13 protein-coding genes are annotated in these 16,141 nt (G+C 63.2%); 10 read left to right on the top strand and 3 right to left on the bottom strand.

All coding sequences use genetic code 11. From position 1 onward, the window contains the following. Window positions 1-84 precede the first annotated feature (84 nt). Entirely contained in the window at window positions 85-972 is an 888-nt protein-coding gene (gene rarD, locus HX851_RS43680; protein WP_177065402.1) for an EamA family transporter RarD, read from the top strand. A 216-nt stretch (window positions 973-1,188) separates the two neighbouring features. On the opposite strand, the gene HX851_RS43675 is transcribed toward rarD, so the two are convergent. Continuing rightward, the gene (locus HX851_RS43675; RefSeq protein ID WP_177062989.1) at window positions 1,189-1,707 is read right to left on the bottom strand and encodes a glycine cleavage system transcriptional repressor; all 519 of its coding nucleotides are present in this window, start codon (window positions 1,705-1,707) and stop codon (window positions 1,189-1,191) included. 423 nt (window positions 1,708-2,130) lie between these two features. Between HX851_RS43675 and HX851_RS43670 the strand changes: the two genes are divergently transcribed. Then, window positions 2,131-4,308 carry a malate synthase G gene (locus tag HX851_RS43670; RefSeq protein WP_177065399.1) on the top strand — a complete coding sequence of 726 codons (2,178 nt, stop codon included), beginning with the start codon at window positions 2,131-2,133 and terminating at the stop codon, window positions 4,306-4,308. Between the two features lie 154 nt (window positions 4,309-4,462). On the opposite strand, the gene HX851_RS43665 is transcribed toward HX851_RS43670, so the two are convergent. After that, window positions 4,463-4,906: a response regulator gene (locus HX851_RS43665; RefSeq protein WP_177065397.1), complete on the bottom strand. Its 444-nt coding sequence runs from the start codon at window positions 4,904-4,906 to the stop codon at window positions 4,463-4,465. A 242-nt stretch (window positions 4,907-5,148) separates the two neighbouring features. Here HX851_RS43665 and HX851_RS43660 point away from each other — a divergent pair, with 242 nt between their 5' ends. The 4 genes from HX851_RS43660 (at window position 5,149) to HX851_RS43645 (ending at window position 9,548) form a co-directional block, all read left to right on the top strand. Then, the gene (locus HX851_RS43660; protein ID WP_177061419.1) at window positions 5,149-7,083 is read left to right on the top strand and encodes a putative nucleotidyltransferase substrate binding domain-containing protein; all 1,935 of its coding nucleotides are present in this window, start codon (window positions 5,149-5,151) and stop codon (window positions 7,081-7,083) included. After that, window positions 7,080-7,787, top strand: coding sequence for a 3'-5' exonuclease (locus HX851_RS43655; protein ID WP_177065395.1), 708 nt, complete (start codon window positions 7,080-7,082; stop codon window positions 7,785-7,787). Before HX851_RS43660 ends, HX851_RS43655 begins: the two co-directional genes overlap by 4 nt. 265 nt (window positions 7,788-8,052) lie before the next feature. Then, window positions 8,053-8,571 (top strand): RNA polymerase sigma factor, encoded by a 519-nt coding sequence (locus tag HX851_RS43650; protein WP_177061409.1) that lies wholly within the window; start codon window positions 8,053-8,055, stop codon window positions 8,569-8,571. Then, window positions 8,568-9,548 (top strand): FecR family protein, encoded by a 981-nt coding sequence (locus HX851_RS43645; protein WP_177061407.1) that lies wholly within the window; start codon window positions 8,568-8,570, stop codon window positions 9,546-9,548. Before HX851_RS43650 ends, HX851_RS43645 begins: the two co-directional genes overlap by 4 nt. Before the next feature lie 403 nt (window positions 9,549-9,951). On the opposite strand, the gene HX851_RS43640 is transcribed toward HX851_RS43645, so the two are convergent. After that, on the bottom strand, window positions 9,952-10,119 hold the full coding sequence (locus HX851_RS43640) for a hypothetical protein (protein ID WP_177065393.1): 168 nt from the start codon (window positions 10,117-10,119) through the stop codon (window positions 9,952-9,954). 15 nt (window positions 10,120-10,134) lie between these two features. Here HX851_RS43640 and HX851_RS43635 point away from each other — a divergent pair, with 15 nt between their 5' ends. From HX851_RS43635 to HX851_RS43620, 4 genes are all read left to right on the top strand, one after another. Further along, a complete protein-coding gene (locus HX851_RS43635) occupies window positions 10,135-12,540 on the top strand; it encodes a TonB-dependent siderophore receptor (RefSeq protein ID WP_177065391.1) in 2,406 nt (801 codons plus the stop codon). 226 nt (window positions 12,541-12,766) lie between these two features. Beyond that, window positions 12,767-13,891 carry a PepSY-associated TM helix domain-containing protein gene (locus HX851_RS43630; RefSeq protein ID WP_177061401.1) on the top strand — a complete coding sequence of 375 codons (1,125 nt, stop codon included), beginning with the start codon at window positions 12,767-12,769 and terminating at the stop codon, window positions 13,889-13,891. Next, on the top strand, window positions 13,888-14,079 hold the full coding sequence (locus HX851_RS43625; RefSeq protein WP_177061399.1) for a hypothetical protein: 192 nt from the start codon (window positions 13,888-13,890) through the stop codon (window positions 14,077-14,079). Before HX851_RS43630 ends, HX851_RS43625 begins: the two co-directional genes overlap by 4 nt. A 742-nt stretch (window positions 14,080-14,821) precedes the next feature. Then, the gene (locus HX851_RS43620) at window positions 14,822-16,114 is read left to right on the top strand and encodes an MFS transporter (RefSeq protein ID WP_177065389.1); all 1,293 of its coding nucleotides are present in this window, start codon (window positions 14,822-14,824) and stop codon (window positions 16,112-16,114) included. Window positions 16,115-16,141 lie beyond the last annotated feature (27 nt).

Raw genomic sequence — 16,141 nt, 5'->3', positions numbered from 1 at the left:
GATAGGGCCCTCAGCCCCAGCACACTCATCACCCCCCCGACACCCATAACGACAATCAGTCCGCAGCCCAAGAAAGGACTCTGCATGCAAGCCGCCAACCCGCGCCGCGGGTACATTCTCGGCCTCACCGCCTACATCATCTGGGGATTGTTCCCGATCTACTTCAAGGCCATCGCCGCCGTTCCGGCCGTGGAAATCATCATCCACCGCGTGCTCTGGTCCGCGCTGTTCGGCGCCATGCTGCTGGCGGTCTGGAAACACCCGGGCTGGTGGCGCGAGCTGCGGGAGAACCCGCGCCGCCTGGCGATCCTGGCACTGAGCGGTACGCTGATCGCGGCCAACTGGCTGACCTATGTCTGGTCGGTCAATAACGGCCGGATGCTCGAGGCCAGCCTCGGTTACTACATCAATCCGCTGATCAACGTGCTGCTGGGCATGTTGCTGCTGGGCGAGCGCCTGCGCCGCCTGCAATGGGTTGCGGTCGGCCTGGCGGCCATCGGCGTGGTGCAACAGGTCTGGCAGGTCGGCAGCCTGCCGTGGGTCTCGCTGGTGCTGGCGCTGACCTTCGGCTTCTACGGCCTGATCCGCAAGCAGGCACCGGTCAAGGCGTTGCCGGGCCTGGTGATGGAAACCTGGATGCTGGTACCGATCGCCGTTGCCTGGCTGCTGTTCCATCCGGCGGCCGGCACTGCGCAGGCCGACTTCTGGAGCAGCTCCGAAGCCTGGTGGCTGGTGGCCGCCGGCCCGGTCACGCTGATCCCGCTGGTGAGCTTCAACGCCGCCGCGCGCCACCTGCCCTACACCACTCTGGGCTTCCTCCAGTACCTGGCGCCAACCCTGGTGCTGCTGCAGGCGGTGCTGCTGTTCGACGAACATCTGACGCCGGCCACACTGCTCGCATTCATCTTTATCTGGGCCGGGCTGCTGGTGTACAGCGTCGATATCTGGCTCAGCCTGCGCAAACGCAGCTGATCAAAAAACGTACAAGACCCTGTAGACCACGGCGTTCAAGGGCTACAGGCTTCTACCCCAAGGTTATCCACAAGCCGGTCCACGCCGTTTGTGCACAAACCCTTGAAACTGTTCGTTTTTTGCTCATATCTCGGCAAGCCCAGGCCGGCCTGGCCGGGCGCCGTGTCTCCCCAGGTTATCCACAGGGCCGTCCCCGGTTAACTTGGATAACCCGCCTCAACCTTCGCTGCGCAGCACCAGTTCCACCATCAGGTCGTCCGCCAGGGTTTCCAGGCGTGCCTGCAGGGTATCCAGGGACAAGGTCAGCGGCACCGCCAGAATCGCCTCGGCATGGAACAACGGCTCGCTGCTCATCGGTGCCGGACGTACGTCGGTCACCAGACGCTCCAGATTGACGCCCTGCTCGCTCAGCAAACGAGTGATATCACGGACAATCCCGGGCCGATCATTGCCCACCAGTTCCATGGCAATGGGTTTCCAGGTACAGGACTGCTCGATACCGCTTTCGGCGACCAACACCCGGATGCCCTGGCTGGCGAGTGCCTGCAAGGCGTCGATCAATTCATCATGGGCTTCGGCCGGCACGCCTACCCGCAGGATCCCGGCGAACTGCCCGGCCATCCGCGACATACGGCTTTCCAGCCAGTTGCCACCGTGTTCGGCGATGCACTGGGCAATCCGTTCCACCTGGCCGGCCTTATCCGGGGCGAATACAGTCAGTACGAGATGGTCCACGGGATAGCCCTCTGGTGATGGATCGATCCAGTATAGGCAAGGGGTCGCAGGAGCGCCCTCCAGGGCGTCGGTCTGCCGCAAAACAAATCGTGTACCATTTTCAGATTTATCTGGAACAATCCCTATCTTTCTTGAGAACATTACCGGCTTCTGCGTGACCGGATAGAACCCATTGGTCGCAGAACGACGTATTTAGTCTGATTTTCACAACCGCAAGCCATCATGTAGTATGCGCCAGCGCGCACTACATAACGTTGGATGGATGTCTGCCCGAGTGTCTGTGAAAGCACGGAAAGCCCCGCCGGCTCAGCTTGGCGAGGCAAGCCCAGCCGTCCGCAAGGGCATGTTCTGGTACTGTGTCCAGAGAAGCACGCAAGGCTTTAAAACAGAAGAGCTGAATAGCTGAGCAGAGTGAGGCAAGCAATGACTGAACACGTTCAAGTCGGTGGCCTTCAGGTCGCCAAAGTCCTGTTCGACTTCGTGAACAACGAAGCCATTCCCGGTACCGGTCTGACCACCGACCAGTTCTGGGCCGGTGCCGACAAGGTCATCCACGACCTGGCGCCGAAGAATAAAGCCCTACTCGCCAAACGCGATGATTTCCAGGCCCGCATCGATGCCTGGCACCAGTCGAGAGCCGGCCAGGCCCACGACGCCGTGGCTTACAAAGCCTTCTTGCAAGACATTGGTTACCTGCTGCCAGAAGCGGCGGATTTCCAGGCCACTACCCAGAACGTCGACGACGAGATCGCCCGCACCGCCGGCCCGCAGTTGGTGGTCCCGGTGATGAACGCGCGTTTCGCCCTCAACGCCTCGAACGCCCGCTGGGGTTCGCTGTATGACGCCCTCTACGGCACCGACGCCATCAGCGAAGCCGGCGGCGCGGAAAAGGGCAAGGGCTACAACAAGGTCCGCGGCGACAAGGTCATCGCCTTCGCCCGCGCCTTTCTCGATGAAGCCGCACCGCTGGCGGCCGGTTCCCATGTCGACTCCATCGGCTACAAGATCGTCGACCGCAAGCTGGTGGTCACCCTCAAGGGCGGCAGCAACAGCGGCCTGCGCAACGATACCCAACTGATCGGTTTCCACGGCGATGCCGCGGCCCCCACCGCCATCTTGCTGAAGAACAACGGCCTGCACTTCGAAATCCAGATCGACGCCAGCAGCCCGGTCGGCCAGACCGACGCCGCCGGCGTGAAGGACCTGCTGATGGAAGCGGCCCTGACCACCATCATGGATTGCGAAGACTCGGTCGCCGCCGTCGATGCCGATGACAAGGTGGTGATCTACCGCAACTGGCTCGGCCTGATGAAGGGCGACCTGGCGGAAGAAGTCGCCAAGGCCGGCACCACCTTCACCCGCACCATGAACGCCGACCGCACCTACACCGCCCCAGGCGGCGGCGAACTGAGCCTGCACGGTCGCTCGCTGCTGTTCGTGCGCAACGTCGGTCACCTGATGACCATCGACGCGATCCTCGACAAAGACGGCAACGAAGTCCCCGAAGGCATCCTCGACGGCCTGGTCACCAGCCTCGCGGCGATCCACAGCCTCAACGGCAACAACGTGCGCAAGAACAGCCGCACCGGCTCGGTCTATATCGTCAAGCCGAAGATGCACGGTCCGGAAGAAGCGGCGTTCACCAACGAACTGTTCGGCCGCATCGAAGACGTGCTGAACCTGCCGCGCAACACCCTGAAAGTCGGGATCATGGACGAGGAGCGGCGCACCACCGTCAACCTGAAGGCTTGCATCAAGGCCGCCAGCGAGCGCGTGGTGTTCATCAACACCGGCTTCCTCGACCGTACCGGCGACGAAATCCACACCTCCATGGAAGCCGGCGCGATGGTGCGCAAGGCCGCCATGAAAGCGGAAAAATGGATCGGCGCCTACGAGAACTGGAACGTCGATATCGGTTTGAGCACCGGCCTGCAAGGTCGCGCCCAGATCGGCAAAGGCATGTGGGCCATGCCCGACCTGATGGCGGCGATGCTCGAACAGAAAATCGCCCACCCCCTGGCCGGCGCCAATACCGCCTGGGTGCCGTCGCCGACCGCTGCCGCGCTGCATGCGCTGCACTACCACAAGGTCGACGTGTTCGCCCGCCAGGCCGAACTGGCCAAGCGTGCCCGGGCTTCGGTGGACGATATCCTGACCATCCCGCTGGCGGGCAGCACCGACTGGTCGGCCGAAGAGATCCGCAACGAACTGGACAACAACGCCCAGGGCATCCTCGGTTACGTGGTGCGCTGGATCGACCAGGGCGTCGGCTGTTCGAAAGTGCCGGACATCAACGACGTCGGGCTGATGGAAGACCGCGCCACCCTGCGGATTTCCAGCCAGCACATCGCCAATTGGCTGCGCCACGGCATCGTCACCCGGGACCAGGTCATGGAAAGCCTCAAGCGCATGGCGCCGGTGGTTGACCGGCAGAATGCCGGCGACGCCCTGTACCGTCCGCTGGCACCGGACTTCGACAGCAACATCGCCTTCCAGGCGGCGGTCGAACTGGTGATCGAAGGGACCAGGCAACCAAACGGCTACACCGAGCCGGTACTGCACCGTCGTCGCCGCGAGTTCAAGGCCCGCAACGGCCTGTAATCACGCGACGAAACAGAAAAAGCCCTGATCGGCAACGACCAGGGCTTTTTTCATTACGCTGTCTCAATACACCGCCATTCCCTGTAGGAGCTGGCTTGCCAGCGATAGCGACGGTGTGGCTTGCATCGCCATCACCGGCCAGCCGGCTTCAGGCCTAGGCCACCATCCCCAGTTCACGCTTGACCAGCTTCAGCAGATGATCGGCATTGATCGGCTTGAGCAGGAAATCCACCACGCTCAAATGCATGGCATCAATGGCATCACGCACCTCGGCATTGCCGGAGACGATGATGATCGGCAACGCCGCCCGCTCCGAGCCGCGTACCTTGCGAATCAGGTCCAGGCCATCGTCGGCCATGCGCAGGTCGGTGATCAGCAAACCGATGGAGCGGTTCGCCTCCAACACCTCGAACGCCGCGCTACCGCTGGCGGCGGTCATGCAATGAATGCCATCCAGGGCAAAAATCTCCGACAACAACTCACGGGCGTCCTGGTCGTCATCGACGATCAGCACCCGTTGTGGTGGCAATTGCGGTGCCTGCATCACCTGAAGTAAGGCTTCACGCTCGGCATCGCTCAAAATATCTTGGTCGGACATAACGGTTCTCTAGCTTCCCTTAGCTATCCAATCCCCTAGCACTGTGGTCAGACATCGCTAAACGGGTGCTCAATGTGCACTTCGTCGGAAAGTTTTCCAAGAGGGACTTCATTAAGAACTCGACTAGTTAACTGTAGGTTATTTCTCAAACCTAGACTTACGTCCAATGGGCACCTGCCACTCGACGTCCGACCATGGGTGAAAGAGCTCGATAACAACAACGGACAACAGCGATAGCGGTCATGAGCAAAGCGGATGCCTTCACCCAGGCAGGGAAGACCGCGGTGTTGCAAAACATCCACGGCACCCTGCAGTTCCTGCAACGATTCCCCCCGTTCAACCAGATGGAGCACGCCCACCTGGCGTATCTGGTCGAGCAATGCCAACTGCGCTTCTACAGCCAGGGCGAGAGCATCATCAAGCCCGCCGACGGCCCGGTGGAGCACTTCTATATCGTCAAGCAGGGACGCATCGTCGGCGAGCGCCCGCACACCGCCCGTGGCGGCACCGAGACGGTCTTCGAAATCACCACCGGCGAATGCTTCCCGTTGGCCGCGCTGCTGGGCGAACGTGCCACCCGCACCGAGCACCTGGCGGGCGAAGACACCTTCTGCCTGCAACTGAACAAAGCGGCCTTTATCAAGCTGTTCTCGTTGTCCGACCGTTTCCGCAACTTCGCCCTGCGCTGCGTCAGCAGCCTGCTGGACCAGGTCAACCAGCAGGTCCAGCAGAAGGCCGTGGAAACCCTCGGCACGCAATACTCCCTGAACAGCCGCCTCGGCGAGCTGGCCATGCGTCATCCGGTCACCTGCGGGCCGCTCACCCCACTGCGCGAAGCGGTGACCCTGATGCATGAGCAGCAGGTCGGCAGCATCGTGGTCGTCGACGAGCTCAAGGCCCCGGTGGGCATTTTTACCTTGCGCGACCTGCGCCAGGTGGTGGCCGACGGCACCAATGACTTCAACCAGAGTATCGACCGGCACATGACCAGGGCACCGTTCGCCCTGACCCCGGACCACAGCGCCTTCGACGCGGCCATCGCCATGACCGAACGGCATATCGCCCATGTCTGCCTGGTAAAGGACCAGCGGTTGTGCGGCGTGGTCTCCGAGCGCGATCTGTTTTCCCTGCAACGGGTCGACCTGGTACACCTGGCGCGGACCATCCGCACCGCCGCCCGGGTGGACCACCTGGTGGCGATACGCGGCGAGATCGGCCAGTTGGTGGAGCGCATGCTGGCCCACGGCGCCTCCTCGACGCAGATCACCCATATCATCACCCTGCTCAACGATCACACGGTGTGCCGGGTGATCGAACTGACCCTGGCCGACCGCGGCGATCCCGGCGTGCCCTTCAGCTGGCTGTGTTTCGGCAGCGAAGGCCGCCGCGAACAGACCCTGCACACCGACCAGGACAACGGCATCCTCTTCGAAGCCCGTGATGCGGCCCATGCCGCCGAGATTCGCGGCAAGCTGCTGCCGCTGGCCCAGCAGATCAACCAGAGCCTGGCGCTGTGCGGGTTCACCCTGTGCAAGGGCAATATCATGGCCGGCAACCCCGAGCTGTGCCTGTCCCGCGCCGAATGGGCCAGGCGCTTCTCCGCCTTCATTCGCGAGGCGACGCCGGAAAACCTGCTGGGGTCGAGCATCTATTTCGACCTGCGGGTAGTCTGGGGCGACGAGCAGGCCTGCCAGCAACTGCGCCAGGGTATTCTCGCCCAGGTCGCCGACAACCGCCTGTTCCAGCGCATGATGGCCGAAAACGCCCTGCGCAACCGCCCGCCGGTGGGACGTTTCCGCGAGTTCGTGCTGAGCCGCAAGGGCAGCGACAAGGCGACCCTCGACCTCAAGGTCCAGGGCCTCACGCCCTTTGTCGACGGCGCCCGCCTGCTGGCGCTGGCCAACGGCATCGAGGCCAATAACACCCTGGCCCGTCTGCAACAGCTGGTCGCCAGGGAGGTCATCGAACCCCTCGACGGCGCCGCCTATGAAGAGGCCTACCACTTTATCCAGCAGACCCGCATGCAGCAGCACCAGTTGCAGACCCGCGACAACCTGCCGTACTCCAACCGGGTCGACCCGGAAAGCCTCAATCACCTGGACCGGCGCATCCTGCGCGAATCCCTGCGCCAGGCCCAGCGCCTGCAAAGCAGCCTGGCCCTGCGGTACCAGCTATGAAGCTGTTTTCCTGGCTGAAGTCCAACACACCGCAGCTCACGGCGGCGCAACTGGAGCGCCTGCGACAATTGCCGACGGCGACACCCCTGGGCGAGTGCTCGCTGCGTGAGCAGCGCTGGATCGTCGTCGACCTGGAAACCACCGGGCTCAACCTCAACCGCGACCTGGTGATTTCGATTGGCGCGGTGGTGATCGAGGATGGCGCCATCGACCTGGGGCAATCCTTCGAACGCACGCTCTTGCGCACCGAACAGACCGTCAACCCCAGCGTACTGATCCATGGCCTGGGACCGAGCGCCCTGGCGGCGGGCAGCGACCCGGCCGAAGCCCTGCTGGACTTCATGGCATTTGTCGGCGACAGCCCGCTGCTGGCCTTTCACGCGCCGTTCGACCAGCACATGCTGTCCCGCGCCCTGAAGGACAGCCTGGGTTATCGCCTGCAGCATCCGTTTCTCGATGTCGCCGATATCGCGCCGTTGCTGTGCCCGCAAGCCACTCTGCGCGAAGCCGGGCTGGATGACTGGATCGGCCACTTCAACCTGCACGTCGAAGAACGCCACCACGCCAGCGCCGATGCCCTGGCCACCGCCGAACTGGCGCTGATCCTGTTCAGCCGCGCCCGGCAACAGCAGATCCACAGCCCGCTGAACCTGCAACAACGGCTGAGCCAGTGGAAGCGACGCCAGCACAGCCACTCGTTCTAGCCAGCCTCACTTGATCGTTCTCACGCTCCGCGTGGGCATGCAGCCCGTGACGCTGCGCGTCACTTGCAGAGCGGACGCGGAGCGTCCAGCGAGGCATTCCCACGCGGAGCGTGGGAACGATCATCGGAGCCCCCATGCAAGCTCCTTTCACACAAACTCCATACCGCGTAATGGCTTCCCGACCAGCAACCATTGCGCCTTTTCCTACGCCCTGACACAATCGCGAATAATTCTCGTTAGTTTAAACTTCCTATCGGTAACGCCCGTGTCGTCAGCCCGAAGCCCGCACAATGAGCTTGTTGGAGCCTTGTATCGCGACCATCGCGGCTGGCTGTTGTCGTGGCTGCGGCGCAACATTGCCTGCCCGCAGCGTGCCGAAGACCTGAGCCAGGACACCTTCGTCCGGCTGCTGGGACGTGACGAACTGAAGACACCCCGTGAGCCCCGGGCCTTCCTGGCGGCCATCGCCAAGGGCCTGCTGTTCGACTATTTCCGCCGCGCAGCGCTGGAACAGGCCTACCTCAACGAGCTGATGCTGATCCCGGAAGGCGAGCAACCGTCCCTGGAAGAACAGCAACTGATCCTCGAAGACCTCAAGGCCATCGACCGCCTGCTCGGCAAACTTTCGAGCAAGGCCCGCGCCGCCTTCCTCTACAACCGCCTGGAAGGCCTGAGCCATGCCGAGATCGCGCAGAAGCTCGGCGTCTCGGTCCCCCGCGTGCGCCAGTACCTGGCCCAGGGGATTCGCCAGTGCTACATCGCGCTGTATGGCGAGCCGACATGAATCAGTTCAGCGCCAAGCCGGTTTCCGCCCGTGTCCTCGATGCCGCCATTGCCTGGCAGTTGTGCCTGGACACCGGCACACGCAGCTCCGTGGAGCAGGCCGAGTTCGAGAAATGGCATGCGGCCCATGAAGAACATGCCCGGGCCTGGAGCCAACTGGGCATGCTCGACCAGCGTTTCAGCGGCACCAGTGGCCCGGCGCGCGGCGCCCTGCTGAAATCCCGTGATGGCGTTCGCCAGCGCGTGCGCAAGCTCGGCAGCGGCCTGGCCAGTGTGATGCTGGCTTGCGGCCTGGCGCTGTTCCTCGGCAATCGCTACCTGCCCGTCGACTACTGGCTGGCCGACCAGCGCACCGCCACCGGCGAGCAGCGCACCCTGCACCTGGCCGACGGCACCGTTATCCAGCTCAATACCCACAGTGCCCTGGATGTGCGTTTCGACGAGAAGACCCGGCGCATCGTGCTGAGGGACGGCGAGATCCTGATCGAAACCGGCCATAACGATACCCGGCCGTTTATCGTCGAAACCGACGACGGCCGCATGCGCGCGCTGGGCACCCGCTTCCTGGTCAAGCGCGAGGAGGACGGCACGCTGCTGAGCGTCCTGCAGTCGGCGGTCGCCGCCCGCCCGTACGCGGCGACCGACGAACAGATCCTGCATGAAGGCCAGCAAGTACTGATGCACCGCGATGGCCTCGGCCCGCTACAAGCCCTCAACCCCGGCGCCGATGCCTGGACCCGCGGCATGCTGGTGGTGGACAACGTACGCCTGGCGGACATGCTCGAAGAACTGGGCCGCTATCGACGCGGCCACCTGGGCGTCGACCCGAAAGTCGCCGACCTGCGGATCACCGGCAGCTTCCCGCTGCACGACACCGACCTGGCGCTGACCGCCCTGCTGCCGACCTTGCCGGTGCAGATCGCACGACACACGCAATGGTGGGTAACGGTGCAGGCCAAGGCCATCAGCAAACCCTGAATAACAACGCCGGTCGTTCCCACGCTCGGCGGCTGATCGTTCCCACGCTCTGCGTGGGAATGCCTCTCTGGACGCTCCGCGTCCGCTGTGTGAAGCAGAGCGCACGGCTGCATACCTGCACAGCCTGTGGGAACGATCCAGATATCAAGGACGAACACAACTCTGTGGCGAGCGGGCTTGCCCGCGCTCGGCGGCTGATCGTTCCCACGCTCTGCGTGGGAATGCCTCTCTGGACGCTCTGCGTCCACGGTGTGAAGCAGAGCGCACGGCTGGATACCTGCACAGCCTGTGGGAACGATCCAGATATCAAGGACGAACACAACTCTGTGGCGAGCGGGCTTGCCCGCGCTCGACTGCGCAGCAGTCGTAAAACCGGTTATTGCGGTCTACCTGATAGACCTGACTAGCCGGTTTCAGGGCCGCTTCGCGCCACAGCGCGGGCAAGCCCGCTCACCACAGGGATCCACTTGATATTTTGTAAGCAGAAAATTCGTGAATCTAAATTATTTTCAATCAGCCCTATCACTTTTCGGATTTCGCTCGGCACATAGGCATTGAGAAACATTTCCATTCAGGAACCCATGCCATGTCCCGTTCGCTCCATACCCTGCTCCGCCCCAGTCTCCTGGCCGTCGCCATCGCCCTCGGCACTCCCCTGCTCAGCCCGACGCTGGTCGCCGCCGAACAGACGTCCAGCGTTCGCGCCTATGACCTGCCAGCCGGGCCACTGGGCTCGACCCTGAGCCAGATCGCCAGCCAGGCGGGCCTGACCCTCAGCCTCGACCCGGCACTGGCGTCGGGCAAGACCTCGGCCCCGGTCAAGGGCAAGCTCGACGCCATTACCGCGCTGCACACTGCCCTTGGCGGTACCGGCCTGCAACTGGTGCAGAGCAGCGCCGGGACCTACACCCTGATCGCCATTCCGAGCGGCGTCATGGCCCTGCCGGAAACCAGCATTACCGGCCAGGCCAATGCTGAAAGCGCCTGGGGCCCGGTCGAAGGCTACACCGCGACCCGCACTGCCGCCGGCACCAAGACGGACACGGCGATCGTCGAAGCCCCCCGCTCGATTTCGGTCATTACCCGTGAACAGATGGAAGATCGCGGCGTACAGAATCTCGACGACGCTCTGCGCTATACCCCCGGCGTGATCGCCAGCAGCTACGGCAGCGACTCGCGGGCCGACTGGTTGAGAATACGCGGCTTCGAACCGACCCAGTTCCTCGATGGCCTGCCACTGCCCAAGGGTTCCTATGCCAACCCGAAAGCCGAAACCTGGGACCTGGAACGCATTGCCGTCCTGCGCGGCCCAGCTTCCTCGGTGTATGGTCAGACTCCACCAGGCGGCATGCTCGACATGGTCAGCCGCCGCCCCGAGGCCGAGAGCAGCCACGAAGTACGCGCCGAAGTCGGCAGCAACAACCGCAAGCAGATCAGCTTCGACAGCACCGGCAAGATCGACGACGAAGGCCAGTTCCTCTACCGCATCGACGGCGTGATCCGTGACGGCGGCTCGCCCATCGACCATATCGACGACAAGCGCTACAACATCGCCCCCAGTCTGACCTGGAATATCGACGACGATACCCACCTGACCTTCCTGTCGCAGTACACCCGCGACGATACCGGCATCACCGGTCAGTTCCTGCCACTGCAGGGCACCAAGCTGCCTTCGGCGGCCGGGGATATTTCCCATCACAAGAACCTGGGCGACCCGGATTCGGACTACTACGACCGTACCTACTACGCCCTGGGCTACAGCTTCGATCATCGTTTCAACGATGTCTGGCAGTTCAAGCAAAACCTGCGCTACACCAAGAGCGAACTGGCCTTCCGCCAGGCCTACGCCTCCTTTGGCAATGTCGTCGCTCCGGATGGCACCCTTACCCGCCTCGTCGACAAGGTCGACGAAGACATCAGCCAGTTCGCCCTGGACAACAACTTCCAGGCCGACTTCCAGACCGGTGTCCTCAGCCACACCGTACTGCTGGGCCTGGACCACCAGCGCACCGATACCAGCTACCACTGGCAGGAAGGCAGCGCGCCCAACAGCAACGTGATCCATCCGATCTTCGGGCAGGACTTCTCCAATATCGCCTACAACACCTTCTACAACTACAACCAGAAGACCAACCAGACCGGCCTGTATGCCCAGGACCAGATCTCGCTGGACAAGTGGCGCCTGACCCTCGGCGGACGTGAAGACTGGATTCATACCGGCACCACCTTCTTCAACCAGAACGATGCCACCAGCACACGTCGCGACAAGGCCTTCAGCGGCAATGCCGGGCTGAGCTATGTCTTCGACTCCGGCATCACGCCGTACATTTCCTATACCGAGTCGTTCCAGCCTTCCCAGGGCGCCAACGCCAGCGCAACCCAATCCTTCAAGCCGACCGAAGGTCACCAGTACGAGCTGGGCGTGAAGTACCAGCCGCCGGGTAGCAAGACCCTGCTCACCGCAGCCGTCTTCGACCTGCGCCAGGAGAACGTATCGGTCAGCGACCGTGGCATCACCAGCCAGATCGGCGAAACCAAGGTCCGTGGCCTGGAACTCGAAGCCACGTCCAACGTGACCGAGAACCTCAAGCTGATCGCGGCCTACACCTACACCGATTCGGAAATCCTCAAGGGCGACGACAAGGGCAATCGCCTGCAGTTGGTCCCGCGCAACCAGGCCTCCGTCTGGAGCGACTACACCTGGCGCACCGGCTTCCTCGATGGTTTCGGCGTCGGTGGCGGCGTGCGTTATGTCGGCGACACCTACGGCAACACGGCGAACACCGCCAACGGCCACGTCGGTTCCTACGCCGTCTACGATGCGGCGGTGCACTACGACCTGGGTCGCCTGAGCAGTTCATTGGCGGGTGCTTCGGTGGAAGTCAACGCGAAGAACCTGTTCAACAAGGACTACCTTTCCACCTGTGATGGCACCTGGTGTTACTACGGTGACGAGCGCAACGTGGTCGCCAGCGTGAATTACAAGTGGTAACGGCACCCGCCTTGATCACGCGGACCACCTGAACCACCACGGACCTGTAGGAGCCGGCTTGCTGGCGATGAGGCCCTTGAGCCTTGTAGCGCCCATTCGGACGCCATCGCCGGCAAGCCGGCTCCCACAGGCCTTGTGACGTTTCCCGCCTCCCACTTGCTTAGCCGGGCAACCTTGAGGCAAGCCGCATTCCCATAGCGCGCCCTCATCCAGACTGTGGTCAACCATGAAAAGCAAAACCATCCGCCGCTGGTCCTTTATCCACACCTGGACCAGCCTGATCTGCACCCTGTTCCTGCTGATGCTGGCGCTGACCGGCCTGCCGTTGATTTTCCACCATGAGATCGACCACCTGCTGGGCGATGCGGCCGAGCTCAGGCAGATGCCCGCCGATACCCCGCAACTGGACCTGCAGCAACTGGTCCGCGCCGCCGAGGCCCATCGTCCGGGCGAGGTCATGCAGTATTTCGGCTGGGACGAGGAAGATCCCAATGGCGTGATCGCGATCATGGCGAAAACCGCCGGAACCGAGCCCAACTCGTCCCACACCTTCATGCTCGACGCCCGCACCGGCGAAGCCCTGGAACTGCCCTCGGCCAACGGCGGGCTGATGATGGTGATGCTGCGCCTGCATGTGGACATGTTCGCCGGGCTGCCCGGCAAACTGCTGCTGGCCTTCATGGGGTTGCTGTTCGTGCTGGCGATCATCTCCGGCGTGGTGCTCTACCTGCCGTTCATGCGCCGCCTGAAGTTCGCCGGCGTACGCCAGGACAAATCCACCCGCCTGCGCTGGCTCGACCTGCATAACCTGATCGGCATCGTGACCCTGACCTGGTGCCTGGTGGTCGGCATTACCGGCGTGATCAGCGCCTGCGCCGACCTGATCATCGCCGCCTGGCGCAACGACAGCCTCGGCGCCATGGTCGAACCCTACCGCAATGCGCCGCCGCTGACCGACCGCGCGCCCGCTACGCACCTGCTGGAGATCGCCGCCCGGGCGGCCCCCGGCATGCGCCCGGACTTTATCGCCTTTCCCGGCACACGGTTCTCCAGCGAGCACCACTACGCGGTGTTCATGAAAGGCAGCACGCACCTGACCTCGCACCTGCTGACCCCGGTGCTGATCGACGCCGGCACCCTGCACGTCACGGCAGTGGCCGAACGGCCCTGGTACATGGACGCCATGGGCATGTCGCAACCGCTGCACTTCGGCGACTACGGCGGCATGCCGATGAAAATCCTCTGGGCCGCCCTCGATGTGCTGACCCTCATCGTGCTCGGCAGCGGCCTGTACCTGTGGTGGGTGCGGCGCCGGGCGACGGCGGGCGTCGCGGCGGAGGTCGTGCGATGAAACCGAGGCAATCGAACTTCTGGAAGGTCTTCAGCCTTCCGACTGTGATCGCCGTGCTCACCGCCATCGGGCTGTTCGCCGCCCTGCTCGGCGATGGCGCGTGGGACGCGTTGAGCTGGCTGGGCCTGGGGATTCCGACACTGATCGCGGTGCAGGCATTGCTGAGGTCCGGTCCGAGAAAAAACTGAAGTCATACGACAACAGCCCGCGTCGTGCCCTTCGCGGGCAAGCCCGCTCCCACACCCACCCGCGCCCACGGACTTGCGCCCCTTGTGGGAGCTGGCTTGCCAGCGAAGAACGATAACGCGGTTTTCCTGAAGAAACGCAGCGTGCCCTTCGCGGGCAAACCCGTTCCCACACCCACCCGCGCCCACGAAGTTGCTTCCCTTGTAGGAGCTGGCTTGCCAGCGAAGAACGATAACGCGGTTTTCCTGAAGAAACGCAGCGTGCCCTTCGCGGGCAACCCCGCTCCCACACCCACCCGCGCCCACGAAGTTGCGCCCCTTGTGGGAGCTGGCTTGAACTGCGAAGAACGATAACGCGGTTTTCCTGAAGAAACGCAGCGTGCCCTCCGCGGGCAAGCCCCCACAGGTCCGGCGCTGTCCCCACCATAGCGCTCGTCGGCAAACGCCGTTACCGGCGCTTTTTTGTTGCGCCCGCGATTGACATCCCCGCTCGACACTCCTTATAAGGACCACAGTCATACGATGACATACAACGAAACATATTTACTCAAATAAAAATAATTCAAAGAGTGTCCGCCCCCATGATCAGACTCGCCGCTTTCTCCGCAGGCCTTCCCGCATTCCGTACTCCCCGCTCCCGAACGACAGGCACGTCACGCTTGTGATGTCCTTCCCGCCTCGCTGAGCGTTCGCGCACGGGGTCGCCCTGCACCACCCCCATTCCAAAAATAACAATGGTGAAGTGATGAAAGTCAAAGGCATCCGCTGGTGGATGATCGCGCTGGTCACGTGCGGCCTGATGGTCAACTACCTGGCTCGCAATACCCTGTCGGTAGCGGCACCGACCCTGATGAGCGAGATGAACATCTCCACCGAGCAGTACTCGCACATCGTCGTCGCCTGGCAGATAGGCTATGCCCTGATGCAACCGATCGCCGGCTATATCGTCGACGCCATCGGCACCAAGCTGGGCTTTGCGATCTTCGCCATTGCCTGGTCCCTGGCCTGCGCGGCGGCGGCCCTGGCCACCGGCTGGCAGGGGTTGGCGTTCATGCGCGGCCTGCTCGGCGTCACCGAGGCGGCCGGCATGCCGTCGGCGGTCAAGACCTCCACCGAATGGTTCCCGGCCAAGGAGCGCTCCGTCGCCATCGGCTGGTTCAATATCGGCTCGTCCTTCGGTGCCCTGCTCGCCCCGCCGCTGGTGGTCTGGGCGATCCTGCACAGCGGCTGGCAACTGGCATTTATCAGCGTCGGCGTGCTGGGCATCGCCTGGAGCGCGGCCTGGCTGCTGCTGTACAAGCATCCCCGTGACCAGAAACGCCTGAGCGACGCCGAGCGCGACTACATCCTCAGTGGCCAGGAAGACCACTTCAAGGACACCGCGGCGAAAAAGGGCAACTGGAAAAAGGTCGTCGCCAGTCGCAATTTCTTCGCCATCGCCAGCTCGCGCTTTCTTTCCGAGCCGGCCTGGCAGACCTTCAACGCCTGGATTCCGCTGTACCTGATGACCGAGCGGCACATGAACATCAAGGAAATCGCCATGTTCGCCTGGCTGCCGTTCCTCGCCGCCGACCTGGGTTGCATCGTCGGCGGCTACCTCAGCCCGTTCTTCCACAAGCACCTGAAGGTCAGCCTGTTCACCTCGCGCAAAATGGTCATGTTCCTTGGCTGCAGTTGCATGATCGGCCCGGCCTGCATCGGCCTGGTGGACAGCCCTTACGTCGCCATCGCCCTGCTCTGTGTCGGCGGCTTTGCCCACCAGACCCTGTCCGGTGCGCTGTATGCGATCACCTCAGATTCCTTCGGCAAGAACGAAGTGGCCACCGCCACCGGTGTCAGCGGCATGTTCGGCTTCTTCGGCGCGGCCCTGTTCACCATGGTGCTAGGCATCATGGTGACCAAGGTCGGCTATAGCCCGCTGTTCGTGACCCTGGCCATCCTCGATATCGTCGCCGCCTTCCTGGTGTGGAACGTGGCCCGGCCGCTCAAGTCGAGCCCGGCCGAACCGGCGATCAGCGGGACACCCGCCGTGGCCTAGCCCTCACGCCGCCCCCTGTAGGAGCCG

The organism is Pseudomonas gingeri, from assembly GCF_013385635.1.
Lineage (GTDB): Bacteria > Pseudomonadota > Gammaproteobacteria > Pseudomonadales > Pseudomonadaceae > Aquipseudomonas > Aquipseudomonas gingeri_A.
This window is presented reverse-complemented; position numbering and strand designations above follow the sequence as displayed.